We start from the raw sequence: 20,263 nt of genomic DNA on the forward strand, positions 1-20,263 counted from the left end.
CTGACAACGCTCATCCGGTTTTAGCCCGCGACCGCTCGTGTCCGACCTTCAGCAGCAGCACCGAACGCGGCGGCACCGTCACCGTCTCACCGCCCCGATGCACCGTCCCCGGCGCGGTCGCCTGGTCCTCCCGCGAGGTGTCGACCACCAGCTCGTACGCCTGCGCCCAGGGCGGGCCCGGCAGCTGGAAGCTCGTCGGGCGGTCCGCCGCGTGCAGGACCGCCAGGAAGCTGTCGTCCGTCACCTCCGCTCCACGCGCGTCACGTCCCGGGATGTCCCGGCCGGAGAGATAGAGCGCCACCGTCGACGCCGGGGCGTACCAGTCCCGTTCCGTCATCTCCGTGCCGTGCGGGGTGAACCAGGCGAGGTCCCGCAGCCCGTCCGCCTCCCGGGCGCGGCCCGAGAAGAAGGCGCGGCGGCGCAGCACCGGATGGCTGTGGCGCAGGGCGAGCAGCCGGGTGGTCAGCTCCAGCAGGCCGCGCGGGCCCGGCTGCTCGCGCAGGGACCAGTCCAGCCAGCTGACCTCGTTGTCCTGGCAGTAGGCGTTGTTGCTGCCGCCCTGCGTACGGCCCATCTCGTCGCCCGCGACCAGCATCGGCACCCCCGTCGACACCAGCAGCGTCGTCAGCAGATTGCGCAGCTGGCGGCGGCGCAGCGCATTGATCTCGGCGTCGTCGCTCTCGCCCTCCGCGCCGCAGTTCCAGGACCGGTTGTCGTTCGTGCCGTCGCGGTTGCCCTCGCCGTTGGCGTCGTTGTGCTTCTGCTCGTAGCTGACCAGATCGCGCAGGGTGAATCCGTCGTGCGCCGTGACGAAGTTGATCGAGGCGTACGGCCGCCGGCCGCCCCAGGCATAGAGATCACTGGACCCGGAAAGCCGGTATCCGAGATCCCGTACGTCGGGCAGCGCGCCGCGCCAGAAGTCCCGTACGGCGTCGCGGTACCGGTCGTTCCACTCCGTCCACAGCGGAGGGAACGCGCCCACCTGGTAGCCGCCGTTGCCCACGTCCCACGGCTCGGCGATCAGTTTCACCCGCCGCAGCACCGGATCCTGGGCGATCACCGCGAGGAACGGGGAGAGCATGTCGACATCGTGCATGGAGCGCGCCAGGGCCGCCGCCAGGTCGAAACGGAAGCCGTCGACCCCCATCTCGGTCACCCAGTAGCGCAGCGAATCGGTGATCAGCCGCAGCACATGCGGCTGCACCACATGCAGGGTGTTGCCGCAGCCCGTGTAGTCCGCGTACCTGCGGGCGTCCGACTGGAGGCGGTAGTAGCCGCGGTTGTCGATCCCGCGCAGCGACAGCGTCGGACCGAGCTCACCCGCCTCCGCCGTGTGGTTGTAGACCACATCGAGGATGACCTCGATCCCGGCGGCATGCAGCGCCCGCACCATCCGTTTGAACTCTCCGACCTGCTGACCGGTCGTCCCGCTCGCCGAGTACGCGGCGTGCGGCGCGAAGTAGCCGATTGAGTTGTAGCCCCAGTAGTTGCGCAGCCCCCGCCGCAGGAGATGGTCCTCGTGCGCGTACTGATGCACCGGCAGCAGCTCGACCGCCGTCACCCCGAGCCGCACCAGATGCTCGATCGCCGCCGGATGCGCCAGACCCGCGTACGTGCCCCGCAGTTCCTCGGGGATCCCCGGATGCACTTTGGTGAACCCCCGTACATGCAGCTCGTAGATGACCGAGTCGGCCCACGGGGTCTTCGGCCTGCGGTCGTCCGCCCAGTCGTCGTCATCGTGGACGACGACGCCCTTGGGGACGTACGGCGCCGAGTCCCGGTCGTCGCGTACCGTGTCGGCCACCTGCTGCTGCGGCCAGTCCCGGACGTGTCCGTACACCTCCGCGGGCAGTGCGCTGTAGTCATGGGGAGGGGCGCCGTCGACCGCCCGTGCGTACGGGTCGAGCAGCAGCTTCGCCGGATTCCAGCGCGCTCCGGTCCACGGGTCCCAGCGGCCGTGCACCCGGAATCCGTACCGCTGCCCCGGCCGGACCCCGGGCACGAAACCGTGCCAGATCTCGTGCGTCAGTTCGCTCAGCGGCAGCCGCGTCTCCACACCGGCTTCGTCGAACAGGCACAGCTCGACCGCCTCGGCCCCGCCCGCCCACAGCGCGAAGTTGGTTCCGGCGACCCCGTCGGGGCCGATCCGGAAACGTGCCCCGAGAGGCGTCGGCGCCCCCGGCCACACTTCCGGCCCGCGGGCGCCCGTATCCCTGTGGCGGCCGTTGACCCCGACCGCCGGGAGTGGGCCGGGCAGCACTTCGCCCCGCACCCCCTCCTGCACTGTCTCCTGCTCGGCTGCGCTCGACACCTGCCGGCCTCCCGCGGCTCGTCGGGCCACGCTGGGGGTGCCCCCCAGGCCCGAAGGGCTCTGGGGGAGTAGTGCTCACGGCGTCCCGGCCGCTGCACCCCACGCGTGGTCCTCCCACCTGTTCTGCCCGCACCGCTCTCATACCAACACGGCCCCGCCTCCACGTTTCCCCTGGAGGGGGGCGGTCGTTGGGCGGTACGTGAGACACGTACTGAAGCGGGCAGGGCAGGGCACGGCCTTCGCCCTGACATGGGCAGGACTGATGGCCGGTCTGATGGCCGGTCTGGCCGGATGCACCGGCGGGGTGCTCGACATCGGCAACAAGCCGCGGTCGCCCGAGGACACGATCCAGGTCACCCCCGAGGACGGCGCGAAGGAGGTGGTCCCGGACGGACCCCTCGTGGTGGAGCTGCCCAGCGGGCGTCTTGAACGGGTCAAGGTGATGCAGGTCGAGGACGAACGGCCGACCGAGGTGCCCGGCAAGATCTCCGAGGACGGCCTGCGCTGGAACCCGGACGAGGGCACCCGCCTCGAACCGGCCGCCAAGTACACCGTCGACGTGGTGGCGCTGGACGGGCACGGGCGCCGCTCGGCGCGCCACACCACCTTCACCACGGAGATCCCCGAGCGCCGGTTCATCGGCTACTTCAAGCCGGAGAACCGTGCGACCGTCGGCACCGGCATGATCGTCTCCTTCGACTTCAACCGGGCGATCGAGAACCCCGCGGCCGTCCAGCGCGCCATCCGCGTCACCTCCGAGCCGCCTGTCGAGATCGTCGGCCACTGGTTCGGCAACGAGCGTCTCGACTTCCGCCCCAGCGAGTACTGGAAGCCGGGCACCAGGGTCACCGTCGATGTGCGGCTGCGCGACGTCCAGGCGGCGCCGGGGGTGTACGGAATCCAGCAGAAGACCATCGCCTTCACGATCGGCCGTTCCCAGGTCTCGTTGGTCGACGCGGCGGCACACACCATGCAGGTACGGCGCGACGGCCAGGTCCTGGCGACCCTGCCGGCCACGGCGGGAGCGCCCAAGACGACGACGTACAACGGAAAGATGGTGGTCACGGAGATGTACGACGTGACCCGGATGAACGGTGCGACGGTCGGCTTCAAGAAGCGCGACGGCAAGGGCGAGTACGACATCAAGGATGTGCCGCACGCGGTGCGGCTGACCGACTCGGGCACCTTCCTGCACGGCAACTACTGGGCCGCGCCGGAGACCTTCGGCTCGGCGAACGTCAGCCACGGCTGCGTCGGACTGCGCGACGTCAAGGGCGGCAGCGAGGACACCCCGGCCGGCTGGTTCTTCGACCGGACGCTCATCGGCGATGTCATCGAAGTCGTCAACTCGCAGGACAAGAAGGTCGACCCCGACAACGGTCTGGGCGGCTGGAACCTGGACTGGAAAGTCTGGAAGGCAGGTTCCGCGCTGAACCGACCTCGCTGACCTGCAAGGCCCGCACCGTCTCAGGTGAGCCCGACGGACATGTTGGGACTGAACGGTGACATTCGCGGGGAGGTTCACCTACTCGCGGTGTGATTGTCTATCGCCGTGCGTGCGTGAGGCGCGCGGGGGTGCGGGCCGTGGCGGGGCCAGGCCGTGCGAGGGGAGAAGACCATTTTGAACGGGCAGCCGATATCGGGGGCGTCGGCCGGGGCCGCAAGCGGACGTGGGCGTGGGGGCGCCACTCTGCCGGCCTTGGTACTGGGGGCATTGCTGGTGCTGGTCACGGCCTGCGGAGGCGGGGACTCCGGCAAGGGTGACGGCGACAAGGACAAGAAGGACGGCGGGAAGGTCGGGAACTCGGCCTCCGTGGCGGTGGTGACCATCGCGCCCAAGGACGGTGCCAAGTCGGTCGCCACGAGCGGCACACTCAAGGTCACCGCGGACAAGGGCAAGCTGGTCACGGTCACGGTCCAGGACGACAAGGGCACCGCGGTCGAGGGCAAGCTCGCCGCGGACGGCGCCAGTTGGCAGCCGCTGCAGCATCTGGCGGGCTCCACCAAGTACAAGGTGCACGCCATCGCCAAGGACGCGGACGGCCGCGAGTCGGCGAAGGACCACACCTTCACCACGCTCGTTCCGAAGAACACCTTCATCGGGCAGTACACGCCCGAGGACGGTTCGACGGTCGGCGTCGGCATGCCGGTCTCGATCAACTTCACCCGTGGCATCACCGACCCGGCGGCCGTCGAGAAGGCCATCAAGGTGACCGCGGAGCCGGCCGTGCCGGTCGAGGGCCACTGGTTCGGCAACGACCGCCTCGACTTCCGTCCGGAGAAGTACTGGGCCGCCGGCACCAAGGTGACGGTGAAGCTCAACCTGGACGGCGTCGAGGGCCGACCGGGGGTGTACGGCAAGCAGACCAGGACGGTGAAGTTCACCATCGGCCGCAGCCAGGTCTCCACCGTGGACGCGCGCGAGCACACGATGAAGGTCGTACGGGACGGAAAGCAGATCAAGTCCATCCCGATCACCGCGGGCGCGCCGTCGACCACGACGTACAACGGCCAGATGGTCATCAGCGAGAAGTACAAGGTGACCCGGATGAACGGCGCCACCGTGGGCTTCGGCGGCGAGTACGACATCAAGGACGTGACGCACGCGATGCGCCTGTCCACCTCGGGCACCTTCATCCACGGCAACTACTGGGCCTCGTCCGGAACGTTCGGCTCGGCGAACGTCAGCCATGGGTGTATCGGTCTGCGGGACGTCCGCGGGGGGTACGACAAGGGGACGCCTGCGGCCTGGATGTACGAGAGGTCGATCATCGGCGACGTGGTGATCGTGAAGAACTCCAAGGACAAGGTGATCTCGCCGGAGAACGGCCTGAACGGCTGGAACATGTCCTGGGCGGACTGGACGAAGTAGCGGACTTCCGAGCGACGGGAACGGACCCGGTGCTGTGACCCACGGCACCGGGTCCGTTGTCGTGCCGTGCCTACCGGGGGGACCGCCCCAGGCTCCCCAGTACTAACCTCCCCCTCATGACTGTTTCTCTCGAGGTCTCCGAAGGCGTCGGCACCATCCGACTGGACCGCCCGCCGATGAACGCGCTGAACATCGCCATTCAGGACCGGCTGCGCGAGCTCGCCGCCGAGGCGACCCGCCGTGACGACGTACGGGCCGTGATCCTGTACGGCGGCGAGAAGGTGTTCGCTGCCGGCGCGGACATCAAGGAGATGCAGGCCATGGACCACGCGGCGATGGTCGTACGGTCCCGGGCACTCCAGGAGTCCTTCACCGCCGTCGCCCGTATCCCCAAGCCCGTCGTCGCGGCGGTCACCGGCTATGCCCTCGGCGGCGGCTGCGAGCTCACCCTCTGCGCCGACTTCCGTATCGCCGCGGACAACGCGAAGCTCGGGCAGCCCGAGATCCTGCTCGGCCTGATCCCCGGCGCCGGCGGCACCCAGCGGCTCTCCCGGCTGATCGGCCCGTCCAAGGCCAAGGACCTGATCTTCACCGGCCGCATGGTGAAGGCCGAGGAAGCACTCGCGATCGGTCTCGTCGACCGCGTCGTCCCCGCCGCCGAGGTGTACGAGCAGGCGCAGGCCTGGGCCGCGAAGCTCGCCCAGGGGCCCGCTCTCGCGCTGCGCGCCGCCAAGGAGTCCATCGACGCGGGCCTGGAGACGGACATCGAGACGGGCCTCGCCATCGAACGCAACTGGTTCGCGGGCCTGTTCGCGACCGAGGACCGCGAGCGCGGCATGCGCAGCTTTGTGGAGGAGGGACCGGGTAAGGCCAAGTTCCTCTGAATTCGGGTCAGTTGGACACATTCTGGCACAGCGTCAACCATGTGGGCGGCTTAGCCGAGTCTTAAAGGAGTCTTAAGCCGGATCGGCCCACTGTGCTGGGCGATCATTCGCATGCTGGGGCGTCAGTGCAGCTCATCGTGGGTATGAGGCTCTGCATGCGCGTGGAGTCATATGCCACCCGGCCTCAGCGGAACGGCCGATTCCGGGGGCCCTATTCCCCCGGAATGGCCCCGGAAGCGGCTCTTTGCAGCCATGATTGGGGGCATGGCGGGCCTGGAGGGCGTGGAGCAACCACGGGAGCGCGGCAGTGCTGCCGTCGCGCGGGGGGTGCCGGCCGTCGAGGATGAACAGGCGCTCAAGGCGCTGGAGTTGTTCGGCAACCCGACGGACGAAGAAGTCCGACTGCCCTCCCGGCCCGAATCCGCCGCCACCGCACGCCGGCTGACCCAGTGCGTGGTGCTGCGCCAGTGGGCGCTCCCCGCGCAGACCTCCGAGCACGCGGTGCTACTGGTCTCGGAGCTCGTCGGCAATGCCGTACGCCACACCGGTGCCCGCGTCTTCGGGCTGCGGATGCTGCGCCGCCGCGGCTGGATCAGGATCGAGGTCCGTGATCCCTCGCGGGGTCTGCCCTGTCTGATGCCGGTCCAGGAGATGGACACCAGCGGCCGAGGGCTCTTCCTCGTCGACATGCTCTCCGACCGGTGGGGAGTGGATCTGCTGCCGCGCGGCAAGACCACCTGGTTCGAGATGCGGGTCGCCGACCGCTGAGACGGCAGCGACCTGCCGCGCGGCCGGGAAACACTGAAGCCCCCTGAGCGGGGGCTTCAGTGGAGGGCCGTGGATCGGGGGGGTGTATCCACGGCGGCCTTCGACGACCTGGCCCGGGTCAATGGGGGTCGTGTCATCGACTATGGCAGATGGCGGGCCGCATCGCCAAAAGTACCTACTCGGACATAAGCCGCAAAGTGGTACGTCTGGAAAGTGAATCGTAGGTGAATTGCGCAATCTACCTAGTAATCGCTGAGTAATTATAGATCACAGCGGGTGTTTTATTGAATCGCCCGCCTCAGGAACGGACTCGGCGGCCGCGACCGCAAACGTCGCGAATTGGGTCAATCATGACCTTATGGGCGGCCCGCGCCTACTGTGCATTCCCGTGACCTCGATCGACCGCCGCAGCGCCTTGCGCGCAGGAGCGGGCGCGGCCATCGCGGGTGCCCTCGCCTCGGGCTGCACCGACGACGGTCCGGACACGGTCGCCGCACTGCCCGCACTGCCCGCCCTGCTCGCCGACCTCGACCGCCGCGGCCTGCGCGCGGTGACCACCACGGAGCTGCTGAGCTGATGCACCCGACGACTCCCCTCACCCGGCGGACCACCGCGCTGCTCGTGGGCGCACTGCTCGCCCTGCTCGCGGGCTGCGGCTCACCCGCCGAAACGCAGGCGCGCGGCACCGAGGCAGCAGCGTCGCCCGCCAAGGCCGAGCCCCGAGAGGTGGCCCCGCCCGGGCTGCCCGGTATGCCGCCGGTCCTGGACCCGCACGACATCTACGCGGCGAACCGGCCCAACCAGCTCTCGCCGGCGGTCAGGGGCTTCCCGTCCCGCGTGTACGTCCCCAACACCAACTCCAACACCGTCTCGGTCATCGACCCCGCGACGTACAAGGTCATCGAGACGATCCCGGTCGGTGTCCAGCCGCAGCACGTCGTCCCCTCCTGGGACATGAAGACCCTCTGGGTCAACAACAACCGCGGCCACACGCTCACTCCGATCGACCCGGCGACCAGCGTCGCGGGCAAACCGATCCAGGTGCACGACCCGTACAACCTCTACTTCACGCCCAACGGCAAGTACGCCATCGTCATGGCGTCCCTCGACCGGGAACTGGTCTTCCGCGACCCGCACACCATGAATCCGGTGAAGTCCACCCCGGTCTCCTGCTACGGCGTCAACCACGCGGACTTCTCGGCCGACGGCCGGTACTTCATCGTCTCCTGTGAGTTCTCCGGCGAGCTGCTGAAGGTCGACACGGAGCGGATGGAGGTCATCGGCCAGCAGAAACTGCCCTTCAACGGGGCGATGCCGCAGGACGTGAAAATCTCCCCGGACGGCAAGACCTTCTACGTCGCCGACATGATGGCGCACGGCGTATGGGTGCTCGACGCCGAGACGTTCACCACCCCCACGCTGCTGCCGACCGGCAAGGGCTGCCACGGCCTCTACATCAGCCGTGACTCCAAGGAGATGTACATCCCCAACCGGGGCGAAGGCTCCATCTCCGTCTTCGACTTCGCGCAGAACAGGCTGACGAAGAAGTGGTCGCTGCCGGCGGGCGGCAGCCCGGACATGGGCGGTGTGTCGGCTGACGGGAAGGTGCTGTGGCTGTCGGGGCGGTACGACTCGGAGGTGTACGCGATCGACACGACGAGCGGGAGGGAGCTGGCGCGGATTCCGGTGGGCAGCGGGCCGCACGGTCTTGCGGTGTATCCGCAGCCGGGCCGGTACTCGCTGGGCCACACGGGCGTGTTCCGCTAGCGCGGGGCTCGAGCTGCCTCTGTCAGCCGGCCACGAACAGCGCCTCCACCGGCCGCTGCCTCGAGGGCGCATCCGGGCCGTTAATCTGACCCCGTCAGTAATGCACCAAGAAGGGGCGGAAGCAGTGGCGGACATCGAAGAGGCGCGCAAGGCGTTCGAGCGCTACGACCTGAACGGCGACGGCCTGATCACCGCGGCCGAGTACAAGAGCGTGATGGCGCAGCTGGGCGACTTCCATGTCACCGAGACGGTCGCCGAGGCAGTGATCAAGACCAAGGACGGCAACGGCGACGGCCAGCTGACCTTCGAGGAGTTCTGGGACTCGCTGAACAAGGCCTGATCCGCCAGGGGGCACCCCCGGACGCGAAGGCTCTGGGGGAGGCTCCCCGGCCGTGAAGCTGTTCCGGCCGGGGGACCGCCCGGACTTCGTCAGTCCCGTCCGGCCGCCAGGGCCTCATCCAGCGTCGGCAGCGTACGGAACACTCCCAGCACGCCGCCCGCCCTGAAGACGCGCAGGATGGAGTGCCGGTCGCAGACCACCCACAGCCGGCCGCCGACCTCCGCGGTGCGCCGCGCCGCCCGGCACAGCAGTGCCAGCCCGGAGCAGTCGAAGAACTCCACCTGCGTCAGGTCGATCACGACCTCTTCGGCGCGCACCGCGGTGACCACATCGACATACGCGCCGATCAGCGTGGCCGCGGCGATGTCGATCTCGCCGTGCAGTTCTACGACGGTGCGTTCCCGGCAGCGGTAGACCTGCCCGTACGGTCCGGGGAGCGGCGCGTGTAAGTCGGAGGACCTGGACGTCAGCCCCTCGGTCATTGCCTTGTCTCCTTGCTGCGGCGCGCGCGAACCGGCCACCGGGGCGCGGGTGAACAGATTGCGAGGTTAGTTCGCCGGTTCGGGCACGCGAAGGTGAAAAAACGTTCGGAGCTTGGAAAACTCCCTCGTGCGGGTGAACTCCTGTTAACTTGCTTGACTTGCTGGGCAGTTGATTCGCCGAGACGCTCACGGAGAGCGACAATCGCTACCCAGGAACGCTCAGCACTCGATGATGTTCACGGCGAGGCCGCCGCGTGCGGTCTCCTTGTACTTCACCGACATGTCCGCGCCGGTCTCCTTCATGGTCTTGATGACCTTGTCCAGCGAGACCTTGTGGCTGCCGTCGCCGCGCATCGCCATCCTCGCCGCCGTCACGGCCTTCACCGCCGCCATGCCGTTGCGCTCGATGCACGGGATCTGCACCAGACCGCCGACCGGGTCGCACGTCAGGCCGAGGTTGTGCTCCATGCCGATCTCCGCGGCGTTCTCGACCTGTTCGGGAGTACCGCCGAGCACCTCGGCGAGAGCGCCCGCGGCCATCGAGCAGGCGGAGCCGACCTCGCCCTGGCAGCCGACCTCGGCGCCGGAGATGGAGGCGTTCTCCTTGAAGAGCATGCCGATCGCGCCCGCGGAGAGCATGAAGCGGACCACGCCCTCCTCGTCCGCGCCGGGCACGAAGTTCATGTAGTAGTGCAGCACGGCCGGGATGATGCCCGCAGCACCGTTGGTGGGGGCGGTGACGACGCGGCCGCCCGCGGCGTTCTCCTCGTTCACCGCCATCGCGTAGAGAGTGATCCACTCCATCGCGTGGGCCAGCGGGTCGCCCTCGGCGCGCAGCTGGCGGGCCGAGTTGGCCGCGCGGCGGCGGACCTTGAGGCCGCCGGGCAGGATGCCCTCACGGGACATGCCGCGCGAGACGCAGGCCTGCATGACCCGCCAGATCTCCAGCAGGCCCTGGCGGATCTCGTCCTCGGTGCGCCAGGCCTTCTCGTTCTCCAGCATCAGGGCGGAGATGGACAGGCCGGTCTCCTTGGCCAGCCGCAGCAGCTCGTCGCCGGTGCGGAAGGGGTAGTTCAGCACGGTGTCGTCGAGCACGATCCGGTCCTCGCCGACAGCGTCCTCGTCGACGACGAAGCCGCCGCCCACCGAGTAGTACGTCTTCTCCAGTACGGTCCCGCCCTCGGCGTCGTACGCGAAGAGCGTCATTCCGTTGGCGTGGTACGGCAGCGCCTTGCGGCGGTGCAGGATCAGGTCCTCGTCGAAGTCGAAGCCGATCTCGTGCATGCCCAGCAGATCGATCCGGCCACGGGTGCGGATGCGCTCGACCTGGGCGTCCGCGGTCTCGACGTCGACGGTACGGGGGGAGCTGCCCTCGAGCCCGAGCAGAACGGCCTTCGGGGTGCCGTGGCCGTGGCCGGTCGCGCCGAGAGAGCCGAAGAGCTCGGCCCGTATGGCGGTGGTATGGGCCAGCAGGCCCTCGTTCTTCAGCCGGCGGGCGAACATCGCGGCAGCGCGCATCGGGCCGACCGTATGGGAGCTGGACGGGCCTATGCCGATCGAGAACAGGTCGAAGACCGAGATGGCCACGGAAGACTCCTAGCTGGTTGGTAGACGCCGTTGTCTGCCGGGTGGTGCAGAGGTGCAAGGGCGGTACAGGGTGGTTCGGGGCGGTACGTGGTGCGGGGCACCGCGCGCACTGTCCAGTGTGCGCGGTGCCCCATGGGTTCGTACAAAGGTGTACGGACTTACTTCAGGCCGGGGTAGAGCGGGAACTTCCCGGCCAGCGCGGAGACCCGGGCGCTCAGCGCCGTGGTGTCGTACGTCGGCTTCAGCGCCTCGGCGATGATGTCCGCGACCTCACGGAAGTCCTCGTCCTGGAAACCGCGGGTGGCCAGCGCCGGGGTGCCGATCCGCAGACCCGAGGTGACCATCGGCGGCCGCGGGTCGTTGGGGACGGCGTTGCGGTTGACCGTGATGCCGACCTCGTGGAGGCGGTCCTCGGCCTGCTGGCCGTCCAGCTGGGAGTTGCGCAGGTCGACCAGGACCAGGTGCACATCCGTACCGCCGGACAGCACCGAGACGCCGTGCTCGGTCACATCGTCCTGGACGAGACGCGCGGCGAGAATCCGGGCGCCGTCGATGGTGCGCTGCTGGCGCTCCTGGAACTCCTCGGTCGCCGCGATCTTGAAGGAGACCGCCTTCGCCGCGATGACGTGCTCCAGTGGACCGCCCTGCTGGCCCGGGAAGACCGCCGAGTTGATCTTCTTGGCGAGCTCCTGGGTCGACAGGATCACACCGCCGCGCGGACCGCCGAGGGTCTTGTGCGTGGTGGTGGTGACGACATGGGCATGCGGCACTGGGTTGGGGTGCAGTCCGGCGGCGACGAGACCCGCGAAGTGGGCCATGTCGACCATCAGGTAGGCGCCGACCTCGTCCGCGATCCGGCGGAAGGCCGCGAAGTCCAGGTGACGCGGGTAGGCGGACCAGCCGGCCACGATCAGCTTCGGCTTCGACTCCTTGGCGAGCCGCTCGACCTCGGCCATGTCGACCTGACCGGTGGCGTCGTCGACGTGGTACGCGACCACGTTGTAGAGCTTGCCGGAGAAGTTGATCTTCATGCCGTGGGTCAGGTGCCCGCCGTGGGCGAGGTTCAGACCCATGATCGTGTCGCCCGGCTTGAGCAGCGCGAACATCGCGGCCGCGTTCGCCTGGGCACCCGAGTGCGGCTGGACATTGGCGTGCTCGGCCCCGAAGAGCTCCTTGATGCGGTCGATCGCGATCTGCTCGATCACATCGACGTGCTCGCAGCCGCCGTAGTAGCGGCGTCCCGGGTAGCCCTCGGCGTACTTGTTGGTGAGGACGGAGCCCTGGGCCTCCATGACCGCGACCGGAGCGAAGTTCTCCGAGGCGATCATCTCGAGGGTGGACTGCTGGCGGTGGAGCTCGGCGTCGACGGCGGCGGCGACATCCGGGTCCAGCTCATGGAGAGGGGTGTTGAGAAGCGACATCTCTATCCCTGTCGTGGTCGTGGTCAGTTGCCGGAGAACTCGGTGTACTCGTCCGCGGAGAGCAGGTCCTTCGGCTCCTCGCTGACGCGCACCTTGAAGAGCCAGCCGCCCTCGAAGGGGGCCGAGTTCACCAGGGAGGGGTCGTCCACGACGTCCTGGTTGGCCTCGACGACCTCGCCGGAGACCGGCGAGTACAGGTCGCTGACCGACTTGGTCGACTCCAGCTCGCCACAGGTCTCGCCTGCCGTCACCGTGTCGCCGACCTCGGGGAGCTGGACGTACACCACGTCGCCGAGCGCGTTGGCCGCGTGCTCCGTGATGCCGACCGTCGACACACCGTCATCGGCGGCCGACAGCCACTCGTGCTCCTTGCTGTAGCGCAGCTGCTGGGGGTTGCTCATGAGCTGAATTCTCCTGTACGCGGGGGAGTGCTGGTGAACGGAGTGAAGGTGCGGACGATCACTTCTGGCGCTTGTAGAACGGCAGCGCGACGACCTCGTACGGCTCGTGGGCGCCGCGGATGTCGACACCGACCCCAGAGGCTCCCGGCGCGGCGTGCGCCGCGTCCACGTACGCGATGGCGATCGGCTTGCCCAGGGTGGGCGAGGGCGCGCCCGAGGTGACCTCGCCGATCACCTTGCCGTCGGCGACCACGGGGAAGCCGGCGCGGGGGACCCGGCGGCCCTCGGCGATCAGACCGACGAGCTTGCGCGGCGGGCTGGACTCGGCCCGGTCGGCCGCGGCCTCCAGGGCCTCACGGCCGACGAAGCGCCCGTCGTTCGTGGTCTTCTCGAACTTCACGACCCGGCCGAGACCCGCGTCGAACGGGGTCAGCGCGGTGGTCAGCTCGTGCCCGTACAGCGGCATGCCCGCCTCCAGGCGCAGCGTGTCCCGGCAGGAGAGGCCGGCCGGGACGAGACCGACGGGTGCGCCGGCCTCGGTCAGGGCCTGCCAGAGCTTCTCGGCGTACTGCGGCTCGACGAAGAGCTCGAAGCCGTCCTCGCCGGTGTAGCCCGTACGGGCGATCAGCGCCGGGACGCCGGCGACCGTGCCGGGCAGGCCCGCGTAGTACTTCAGCCCGTCCAGGTCGGCGTCGGTCAGCGACTTCAGGATGCCGGGCGACTCCGGGCCCTGGACGGCGATGAGCGCGTACGCGTCGCGGTCGTCACGGACCTCGGCGTCGAAGCCCTCAGCGCGGTCGGTCAGCGCGTCCAGCACGATCTGGGCGTTGCCCGCGTTGGCGACGACCATGTACTCCGTGTCACCGAGGCGGTAGACGATCAGGTCGTCCAGGATCCCGCCGTCCTCCTGGCAGATCATGGTGTAGCGGGCGCGGCCGACGGCGACGCCGCCGATGTTGCCCACCAGCGAGAAGTCCAGGAAGTCGGCTGCCTGCGGTCCGGTGACCGTGATCTCGCCCATGTGGGAGAGGTCGAAGAGACCGGCCTTGGTGCGGACCGCGTTGTGCTCGTCGCGCTCGCTGCCGTACCGCAGCGGCATGTCCCAGCCCGCGAAATCGGTCATGGTCGCGCCCAGCGAGCGGTGCAGGGCGTCGAGGGCAGTCAGACGGGGGTTGCTCATAGATGTGGCTCCCAGGGCATGGCTGGCGAGGACAATCCTCCCCATCTGTCATCGGAACCTGAGAGGTTCGTCGCGACCATACGTATCGATGGTCGTGACTTGCACCTTGGGTGGAGCCACTCGACAGCGGCTCGCTTTTCAGATCTGCCTCATCACACGCGGTACGGGGCCTGAGAGATTCAAGGGAGGGACTTGCTCCTTCGGCGCCCGGCACACACAGTGGCCAGGACTCTCCCGCGTGGATTCAAGCGGCCGGTATGCAGTTGGCGGGCACATCATTGCACGCATCGCGGCGGAGTGGGTTGTCCGGCCCTCGACCGCAAAACGGTTGTGCCGCATTACCATTTCTTTACACTTCATGGGCAAGGGTGGATGACCGGACAATTGGGGGAGCGTGATGACGTTGCAGCGGTCCGAGGCCTACGCGACGACCGCGGGGGGGCCCGCCCAGCCGGGCGTGGCCGTCCCGCGACTGGTCGGGGCGCCCGCGCCCGTACTGCGCGACCTGAGAGACCGCTCGGGGCGCAGTCCGCGCACCCTGGTCTTCGCCGCCGGTGATGTGGTGGTCGTCTCCGGCCTGCCCGGCAGCGGAAAGTCCACCCTGATCCGGCGCGCGGCACGCGGCCTCGGGATCGACTCGCAGGACACCCGGGACCGCTGGGACGCCCGGATGCCGCGGCTGCTGCCGTACGCCGTCTACCGCCCGCTCGTCCGCATCGCCCACTACGCCGGGCTGCGGCGCGCGCTGCGCTCCGGCGCGAGCGTCGTCGTCCACGACTGCGGTACGCAGACGTGGGTGCGGCGCTGGCTGGCCCGCGAGGCGCGGCGCCGTGGCAGCGGCCTGCATCTGGTGCTGCTCGATGTGACGCCCGCGGTCGCCCGGGAGGGCCAGCGCGAGCGGGGCCGCGGTGTCTCCGGGTACGCCTTCGCCAGACACCGGCGCGCGGTGGGCCGTCTGATCGGCGACGCGGAGGCGGGCAGGCTGCCGTCGGGCTGCGCGTCCGCGGTCCTGCTGGACCGCGACGCGGCGGGCACGCTGGGCCGGGTCGGCTTCGAGAAATTCAGCCCCTCCGGCCATTGAGGAGCGGGGTTCGGGGCAGAGCCCCGCCCGCTCCCGCCGCCGAGCAGGGCCCCTTCTCCGACCCGGAACCCGCGGCGCTAGGGTCGGTGGCGCAAAAGCGTGCGAAAACGCAGGGGGAGAAGGAAACCGCACATGCAGATACCTGAGCAGGCCCACCCCCACCGCGGCTGGCCGGCCAACGAGCTCGAAGAGGTCCTCGCCGCGTCCCTCGGCAACCCCTCCGCCGGAGGCCGCCTCGTCGAAGTGCTCGGCCGCAGCCACATCTGGGTACCGCTCCCGAACGGCGGCGGACCCGACAGCCCCGACCTCGATCTGCCCACCCTGGAGATCGACGGGGCCCCCTTCGTCCCCGTCTTCAGCTCCGAGCAGCAGTACCTGAGTTGCGTCGGCAGCCATATCTCCTTCACCGTCGCGCCCGCCCGCGAATTCGCCCGCGGACTGCCCCCGCAGCTCGGCATCGCCGTCAACCCCGGCGGCACCGTCGGCGCTCCGCTGCCGCCTCCCGCCGTCGCCGAGCTGTGCCGGGTGGGACGTACTCCTTTCGACGGACCCGCGAGCGGCGGCCGGGTGCGGCTCTTCGAGCCCGACTGGCAGGAGGAGCCGGTCGACTTCCTCGCCGCCGCGGCCGGCGAGTTCGAGGCCTCCGGCGTCGTCGTCACCGCCCGCCGTGCGCTCGCCTCCATCGAGGGCGACCCGCCGACCCTCTTCATCGGCGTCCAGCTCTCCTCCTGGGAGGCTGCCGAGCGCAACGCCCCGATGGACGCGCTCGGGCGTGCGCTGGGGCGGGTCCAGGTGGGCTGGCCGGTCAATCTCGTCCTGCTGGATGTTGCCCAGGACCCCGTCGGCGTCTGGATGCTGGAGCGCCTGCGGCCCTTCTACGAACGACAGCACGGGTAGTCGCCAAGTCGGTGACGAAACGGCCGATTAAGCTGGTTTGATGGCCTGACCGAGGCGAGATCGAAGAGGGGCGGAACCAGGGTGAGTGCGTCAGGCACCGCGGCGGCCGGGCAGGTCGAGCACATGCTGCGCCAGGTGACTCCCGGACGCTACGACGCGTACGAGGCACTGCTGCAGGCGATCGCCGACCCGGCGGGCGGCCAGATCTGGATGCTGCTCTGGCACGGCCGGGCCGGGTCACCCGACGCCCAGTACGGGAACATGGAGGTCGACGGCGTCGGCTACGCCCCCTGTGTCACCTCCGCCCAGGAGCTCGCCGTCTCCGGCTGGAACCGCGCGCACGAATTGGTCACCGGCCGGGACATCGCCCGCGCGCTGTACCCGGACCGCTGGGGTATCTGGCTCAACCCGCACGCACCGGGCGGCGGCGTCGGCATCCCGTGGCTGGACCTGCGCCGGATCGCGACCGGCCTCGACCGGATGCCCGCGGGCCCGCTGCGGCTCTCGGAACCGGCCATCGAGATCCCGCACTTCTACGGCCTGCTCGCCCAGAACGCCCACCGCACGCCCGCCGTCCGCTCGTTGCGGCGCGCCTGGGTGCAGCCCGCGCTCGGCGCTCCGTATCTCGCCATCGGGCTCGATCTGTACGACACCAGCCGTACGTCCGTCGACACGGTGCGCGCGATGATGCAGCAGTCGATCGGCGCGGTTCCGGACGGACTGCCGGTCTCCACCGTCGCGATGTCCGACGAGTACGACCCGGTGACGATGTGGCTGCGGGCCAACGCCCGTCCGTTCTACGACCGGGACGGCCACGGCGGCGGAGCGCCGGCCGCCGGCGGGTACGGCTACCCGCCGCCGCACAGCCGCTGAGTCGGCCGCAATAACACCACTGACGGCCTGACGCGTCATATTTCCATGCCATACACCGGCGTTCGGGGCGGGAATATGTGCGCTTGAGGCTCCGTGAGCCTTGCAATCACATGAGCCGCCGTTGTCCGCATGGCGGGGCATCTGCCAACTTTCGTCCCTTATGCGCTATTTGGCGTTCCGCTCAGCCAGTGGCTCCGTCCGTATAACGGAATCCCCCTCCCCTCATCACGTTTGAGCAACCATTCCCCGGGAGGGCTGGCGGGTGATCACAGCAGCGTTGAAGACTCCCGCAACAAGGACCCTTCGGTCCTGTGTACGACCTGCTTCTTCGAGCATTCCTCGCACCACGCACACAACTGCACCACTGATGTGAACGAAGCCGCTACAGCGGCGGGCATGGGTCGGTCACCACCGGCCGAGAGGGGTCCCCACCACGATGACGGCACCACTGCACGACACGAGCGCGGCCGAGACCGCGGCCGTCGATGTCGCCGCCGATGTCCCGCAGAAGGCCATCGAGGGGCGTTCGCCCTGGAAGATCGCCTGGGTTCGGTTGAAGCGTGACAAGGTCGCACTTGTCGGCGGTTTCGTGGTGCTCCTCCTGATCGTGGTCGCGATATTCGCTCCACTGATCGTGAGCCTGCTCGGCCACCCGCCGGAGGAACTCCACGAGGACCAGATCGACCCGCTGCTGGGCACGCCGATCGGGGACTGGGGCGGCATCAGCTCCGACTTCCTCTTCGGAGTTGAGCCGGTCAATGGCCGTGACGTCTTCAGCCGGGTGGTCTACGGAGCGCGCATCTCGCTGCTCGTGGCCTTCCTGTCGGCCTTCGTCGCGGTCGCGCTGGGCACTGTTTTCGGCATCATGGCCGGCTACTTCGGCGGCTGGATCGACGCGGCGATCAGTCGGGTCATGGACCTGCTGCTCGCGTTCCCGCAGCTCCTCTTCATCATCGCCCTGATCTCGGTCACCCCGAACGAGCTCTTCGGCTTCTCCGGTTCGGGCCTGCGGATCGCGATCCTCGTCCTGGTGATCGGCTTCTTCGGCTGGCCGTACATCGGGCGCATCGTGCGCGGCCAGACGCTCTCCCTGCGAGAGCGGGAGTACGTGGAAGCCGCGCGCAGCCTCGGCGCGGGCCGGACGTACATCCTCTTCCGGGAGCTCATGCCGAACCTGGTGGCCCCGATCACCGTCTACGCGACCCTGATGATCCCCACCAACATCCTGACCGAAGCCGCTCTGAGCTTCCTGGGAGTCGGTGTCAAGCCGCCCACACCGTCCTGGGGCGAGACGCTCCAGACAGCGGTGCGCACCTACGAGGACGATCCGCTGTTCATGATCATCCCCGGTCTGGCGATCTTCATCACCGTGCTGGCCTTCAATCTCTTCGGCGACGGCGTACGAGATGCGCTCGACCCGAAGGGGTCCCGCTGATCCCCCAAGACCCCCACACCGTCCCTGCGGACACCCAGCCCCTGCCGTCAGTCAGGAGCGACAGCCAAAATCCGCGGCCCTCAAGGGCCGTGACTACTACGGAGGTTGCGAGCATCGTGACAACCCATCGCACGTCGAAGCGCAGGCTTGCCGCAGGCACGGCTGTCGTGCTCGCGGCCCTGCTGACCACCACCGCATGTGGCGGCAACGGCAAGGACGACAAGGAGGACGGCGCAGGCAAGGCCCCCGGCTTCAACGCCGGCATCAACAAGGTCGCCAACGCCTCCGACAAAAAGGGCGGCACGCTGAAGTTCGTCGGCACGCAGGACGCCGACTCGTGGGACCCGCAGCGCGGTTACTACGGCTTCATGTGGGACTTCGCCCGCTACTACACCCGCCAGCTCGTCAGCTTCAAGCCGGAGGCGGGTCAGGCCAGCACCGAGCTCGTGCCGGACCTCGCGACCGCGAACGCCGAGATCTCGGACGGCGGCAAGACCTACAAGTACACCCTCAAGGACGGTGTCACGTGGGAGGACGGCTCGCCCGTCACCTCGCAGGACATCAAGTACGGCATCGAGCGCACCTGGGCCCAGGACGTCATCTCCGGCGGCCCGGTCTACCTGAGCCAGGTCCTCGACCCGAAGACCGAGTACAAGGGTCCCTACAAGGACACCACGCCGGACAAGCTCGGCCTGAAGGCCATCGAGACGCCGGACGCGAAGACCATCATCTTCAAGCTCCCGAAGCCGAACGGTGACTTCGAGCAGATGCTCGCCATGCCGGCGGCCTCTCCGGTCAAGAAGGAGAAGGACACCGCCGCCAAGTACGGCCTGAAGCCCTTCTCCAACGGCCCGTACAAGATCGACTCGTACGCGCCGAACAAGTCGATGACGCTGTCGCGCAACACCAACTGGAAGCCCGCCACGGACACCATCCGCAAGGCGCTTCCGGACAAGATCACGGTCACCTTCATGGCCAACGCGGACGACATGGACAAGCGCCTGCTCAAGGGTGACTTCGACGTCGACATCAACGCCACGGGCATCGGTCAGGCCGCTCGTACCACGGCCCTGCGCGAGCACAAGGGCAACCTGGACAACGGCCAGACCGGCTTCATCCGCTACGCGGTCTTCCCGCAGACGGTCAAGCCGTTCGACAACATCGAGTGCCGCAAGGCAGTCATCTACGCCGCCGACAAGAAGTCGCTGCAGACCGCCCGTGGCGGCCCGCAGGCTGGTGGCGACGTCGCCCCGAACATGCTCCCCGCGGGCATCAAGGGTGCGGACCCCACGTACGACCCGTACGAGGTCCTCAAGAACGACAGCAAGCCGGATCTGACCAAGGCCAAGGCCGCGCTGAAGGCCTGTGGCCAGCCGAACGGCTTCAAGACCACCATCGCGGTGCGTAACAACAAGCCGGTCGAGGTCGCCACGGCCGTCTCGCTGCAGAACGCGCTGAAGCAGGTCGGCATCGACGCTCAGGTCGACCAGTTCGACGGCGCCCAGACGTCCGGCATCATCGGTTCGCCGAAGGTCGTCAAGGACAAGGGCTACGGCATCATCATCATGGGCTGGGGCGCGGACTTCCCGACCGGCCAGGGCTTCTCGCAGCCGCTGGTCGACGGCCGGTTCATCCTGCAGAGCGGTAACAACAACTTCTCCGAGCTCAACGACCCCGCGGTCAACAAGCTCTTCGACGACGCCATCGCCGAGACCGACCCGGCCAAGGCCGGCGAGATCTACAAGCAGATGAACCAGAAGGTCTCCGAGGCCGCTGTCTACCTGCCCTTCGTCTACGACAAGACGATCACGTGGCGCAGCAGCCGACTGACCAACGCCTACACGGCCGACGCCTACAACGGCCGCTACGACTACGCCTCGCTCGGCGTCGTCAAGTAAAACCCAGTCAATTCACGTTCCAGTGCCACACCCGCTAGGCACGAAGGGCAGGTGATGGCCGCGAGC

18 protein-coding genes and 1 riboswitch are annotated in these 20,263 nt (G+C 68.6%); of the genes, 12 read left to right on the forward strand and 6 right to left on the reverse strand.

Annotated features, from left to right (window positions below; all coding sequences use genetic code 11):
* Positions 1-10: 10 nt before the first annotated feature.
* Positions 11-2,311 (reverse strand): glycogen debranching protein GlgX, encoded by a 2,301-nt coding sequence (gene glgX / locus SLUN_RS27710; protein WP_108152711.1) that lies wholly within the window; start codon positions 2,309-2,311, stop codon positions 11-13.
* 199 nt (positions 2,312-2,510) lie between these two features.
* On the opposite strand from glgX, the gene SLUN_RS27715 reads away from it, so the two are divergent.
* From SLUN_RS27715 to SLUN_RS27745, 7 genes are all read left to right on the forward strand, one after another.
* Entirely contained in the window at positions 2,511-3,758 is a 1,248-nt protein-coding gene (locus SLUN_RS27715) for a L,D-transpeptidase (protein WP_108152712.1), read from the forward strand.
* Between the two features lie 174 nt (positions 3,759-3,932).
* Entirely contained in the window at positions 3,933-5,183 is a 1,251-nt protein-coding gene (locus SLUN_RS27720) for a L,D-transpeptidase (RefSeq protein WP_108152713.1), read from the forward strand.
* Positions 5,184-5,299: 116 nt separating this feature from the next.
* Entirely contained in the window at positions 5,300-6,067 is a 768-nt protein-coding gene (locus SLUN_RS27725; RefSeq protein ID WP_108152714.1) for an enoyl-CoA hydratase/isomerase family protein, read from the forward strand.
* A 252-nt stretch (positions 6,068-6,319) separates the two neighbouring features.
* The gene (locus SLUN_RS27730; protein WP_108152715.1) at positions 6,320-6,835 is read left to right on the forward strand and encodes an ATP-binding protein; all 516 of its coding nucleotides are present in this window, start codon (positions 6,320-6,322) and stop codon (positions 6,833-6,835) included.
* 388 nt (positions 6,836-7,223) lie between these two features.
* Entirely contained in the window at positions 7,224-7,412 is a 189-nt protein-coding gene (locus tag SLUN_RS42430; RefSeq protein WP_371413855.1) for a hypothetical protein, read from the forward strand.
* Positions 7,412-8,602 (forward strand): YncE family protein, encoded by a 1,191-nt coding sequence (locus SLUN_RS27740; protein WP_108152716.1) that lies wholly within the window; start codon positions 7,412-7,414, stop codon positions 8,600-8,602. The genes SLUN_RS42430 and SLUN_RS27740 overlap by 1 nt, the downstream gene beginning before the upstream one ends.
* Positions 8,603-8,726: 124 nt before the next feature.
* Positions 8,727-8,942, forward strand: a complete 216-nt coding sequence (locus SLUN_RS27745; RefSeq protein WP_108152717.1) for an EF-hand domain-containing protein — start codon at positions 8,727-8,729, stop codon at positions 8,940-8,942.
* Between the two features lie 89 nt (positions 8,943-9,031).
* Here SLUN_RS27745 and SLUN_RS27750 read toward each other — a convergent pair whose 3' ends face one another.
* From SLUN_RS27750 to gcvT, 5 genes are all read right to left on the reverse strand, one after another.
* A complete protein-coding gene (locus SLUN_RS27750; RefSeq protein WP_108152718.1) occupies positions 9,032-9,424 on the reverse strand; it encodes an anti-sigma factor antagonist in 393 nt (130 codons plus the stop codon).
* 219 nt (positions 9,425-9,643) lie between these two features.
* Positions 9,644-11,011, reverse strand: a complete 1,368-nt coding sequence (locus tag SLUN_RS27755) for an L-serine ammonia-lyase (RefSeq protein WP_108152719.1) — start codon at positions 11,009-11,011, stop codon at positions 9,644-9,646.
* 158 nt (positions 11,012-11,169) lie between these two features.
* Complete coding sequence (glyA, locus tag SLUN_RS27760) at positions 11,170-12,432, reverse strand: serine hydroxymethyltransferase (RefSeq protein ID WP_108152720.1); 1,263 nt, start codon at positions 12,430-12,432, stop codon at positions 11,170-11,172.
* A 23-nt stretch (positions 12,433-12,455) separates the two neighbouring features.
* On the reverse strand, positions 12,456-12,833 hold the full coding sequence (gcvH, locus tag SLUN_RS27765) for a glycine cleavage system protein GcvH (protein WP_108152721.1): 378 nt from the start codon (positions 12,831-12,833) through the stop codon (positions 12,456-12,458).
* Positions 12,834-12,891: 58 nt separating this feature from the next.
* Positions 12,892-14,013 carry a glycine cleavage system aminomethyltransferase GcvT gene (gene gcvT / locus SLUN_RS27770; RefSeq protein ID WP_108152722.1) on the reverse strand — a complete coding sequence of 374 codons (1,122 nt, stop codon included), beginning with the start codon at positions 14,011-14,013 and terminating at the stop codon, positions 12,892-12,894.
* A gap of 149 nt (positions 14,014-14,162) precedes the next feature.
* Positions 14,163-14,260: riboswitch (glycine riboswitch) on the reverse strand.
* 150 nt (positions 14,261-14,410) lie between these two features.
* On the opposite strand from gcvT, the gene SLUN_RS27775 reads away from it, so the two are divergent.
* The 5 genes from SLUN_RS27775 to SLUN_RS27795 all read left to right on the forward strand — a co-directional run bounded on the left by SLUN_RS27775 (position 14,411) and on the right by SLUN_RS27795 (position 20,197).
* Positions 14,411-15,094: an AAA family ATPase gene (locus SLUN_RS27775; RefSeq protein WP_108152723.1), complete on the forward strand. Its 684-nt coding sequence runs from the start codon at positions 14,411-14,413 to the stop codon at positions 15,092-15,094.
* Between the two features lie 132 nt (positions 15,095-15,226).
* Entirely contained in the window at positions 15,227-15,991 is a 765-nt protein-coding gene (locus SLUN_RS27780) for an enhanced serine sensitivity protein SseB (RefSeq protein WP_108152724.1), read from the forward strand.
* 81 nt (positions 15,992-16,072) lie between these two features.
* A complete protein-coding gene (locus tag SLUN_RS27785; protein ID WP_108152725.1) occupies positions 16,073-16,864 on the forward strand; it encodes an enhanced serine sensitivity protein SseB C-terminal domain-containing protein in 792 nt (263 codons plus the stop codon).
* A 436-nt stretch (positions 16,865-17,300) separates the two neighbouring features.
* On the forward strand, positions 17,301-18,299 hold the full coding sequence (locus SLUN_RS27790; RefSeq protein WP_108152726.1) for an ABC transporter permease: 999 nt from the start codon (positions 17,301-17,303) through the stop codon (positions 18,297-18,299).
* A 116-nt stretch (positions 18,300-18,415) separates the two neighbouring features.
* Positions 18,416-20,197 (forward strand): ABC transporter substrate-binding protein, encoded by a 1,782-nt coding sequence (locus SLUN_RS27795; protein ID WP_108152727.1) that lies wholly within the window; start codon positions 18,416-18,418, stop codon positions 20,195-20,197.
* The last annotated feature ends 66 nt before the right edge of the window (positions 20,198-20,263 follow it).

This window comes from Streptomyces lunaelactis (assembly GCF_003054555.1).
GTDB lineage: Bacteria > Actinomycetota > Actinomycetes > Streptomycetales > Streptomycetaceae > Streptomyces > Streptomyces lunaelactis.

Excerpts from the sequence above, each read along its gene's own strand:
- SLUN_RS27740 (WP_108152716.1), top strand. The coding sequence starts at position 7,412 with ATGCACCCGACGACTCCCCTCACCCGGCGGACCACCGCGCTGCTCGTG.
- SLUN_RS27775 (WP_108152723.1), top strand. The coding sequence starts at position 14,411 with ATGACGTTGCAGCGGTCCGAGGCCTACGCGACGACCGCGGGGGGGCCC.
- SLUN_RS27725 (WP_108152714.1), top strand. The coding sequence starts at position 5,300 with ATGACTGTTTCTCTCGAGGTCTCCGAAGGCGTCGGCACCATCCGACTG.
- SLUN_RS27730 (WP_108152715.1), top strand. The coding sequence starts at position 6,320 with ATGATTGGGGGCATGGCGGGCCTGGAGGGCGTGGAGCAACCACGGGAG.
- SLUN_RS27790 (WP_108152726.1), top strand. The coding sequence starts at position 17,301 with ATGACGGCACCACTGCACGACACGAGCGCGGCCGAGACCGCGGCCGTC.
- glyA (WP_108152720.1), bottom strand. The coding sequence starts at position 12,432 with ATGTCGCTTCTCAACACCCCTCTCCATGAGCTGGACCCGGATGTCGCC.
- gcvT (WP_108152722.1), bottom strand. The coding sequence starts at position 14,013 with ATGAGCAACCCCCGTCTGACTGCCCTCGACGCCCTGCACCGCTCGCTG.
- SLUN_RS27780 (WP_108152724.1), top strand. The coding sequence starts at position 15,227 with ATGCAGATACCTGAGCAGGCCCACCCCCACCGCGGCTGGCCGGCCAAC.
- gcvH (WP_108152721.1), bottom strand. The coding sequence starts at position 12,833 with ATGAGCAACCCCCAGCAGCTGCGCTACAGCAAGGAGCACGAGTGGCTG.
- SLUN_RS27750 (WP_108152718.1), bottom strand. The coding sequence starts at position 9,424 with ATGACCGAGGGGCTGACGTCCAGGTCCTCCGACTTACACGCGCCGCTC.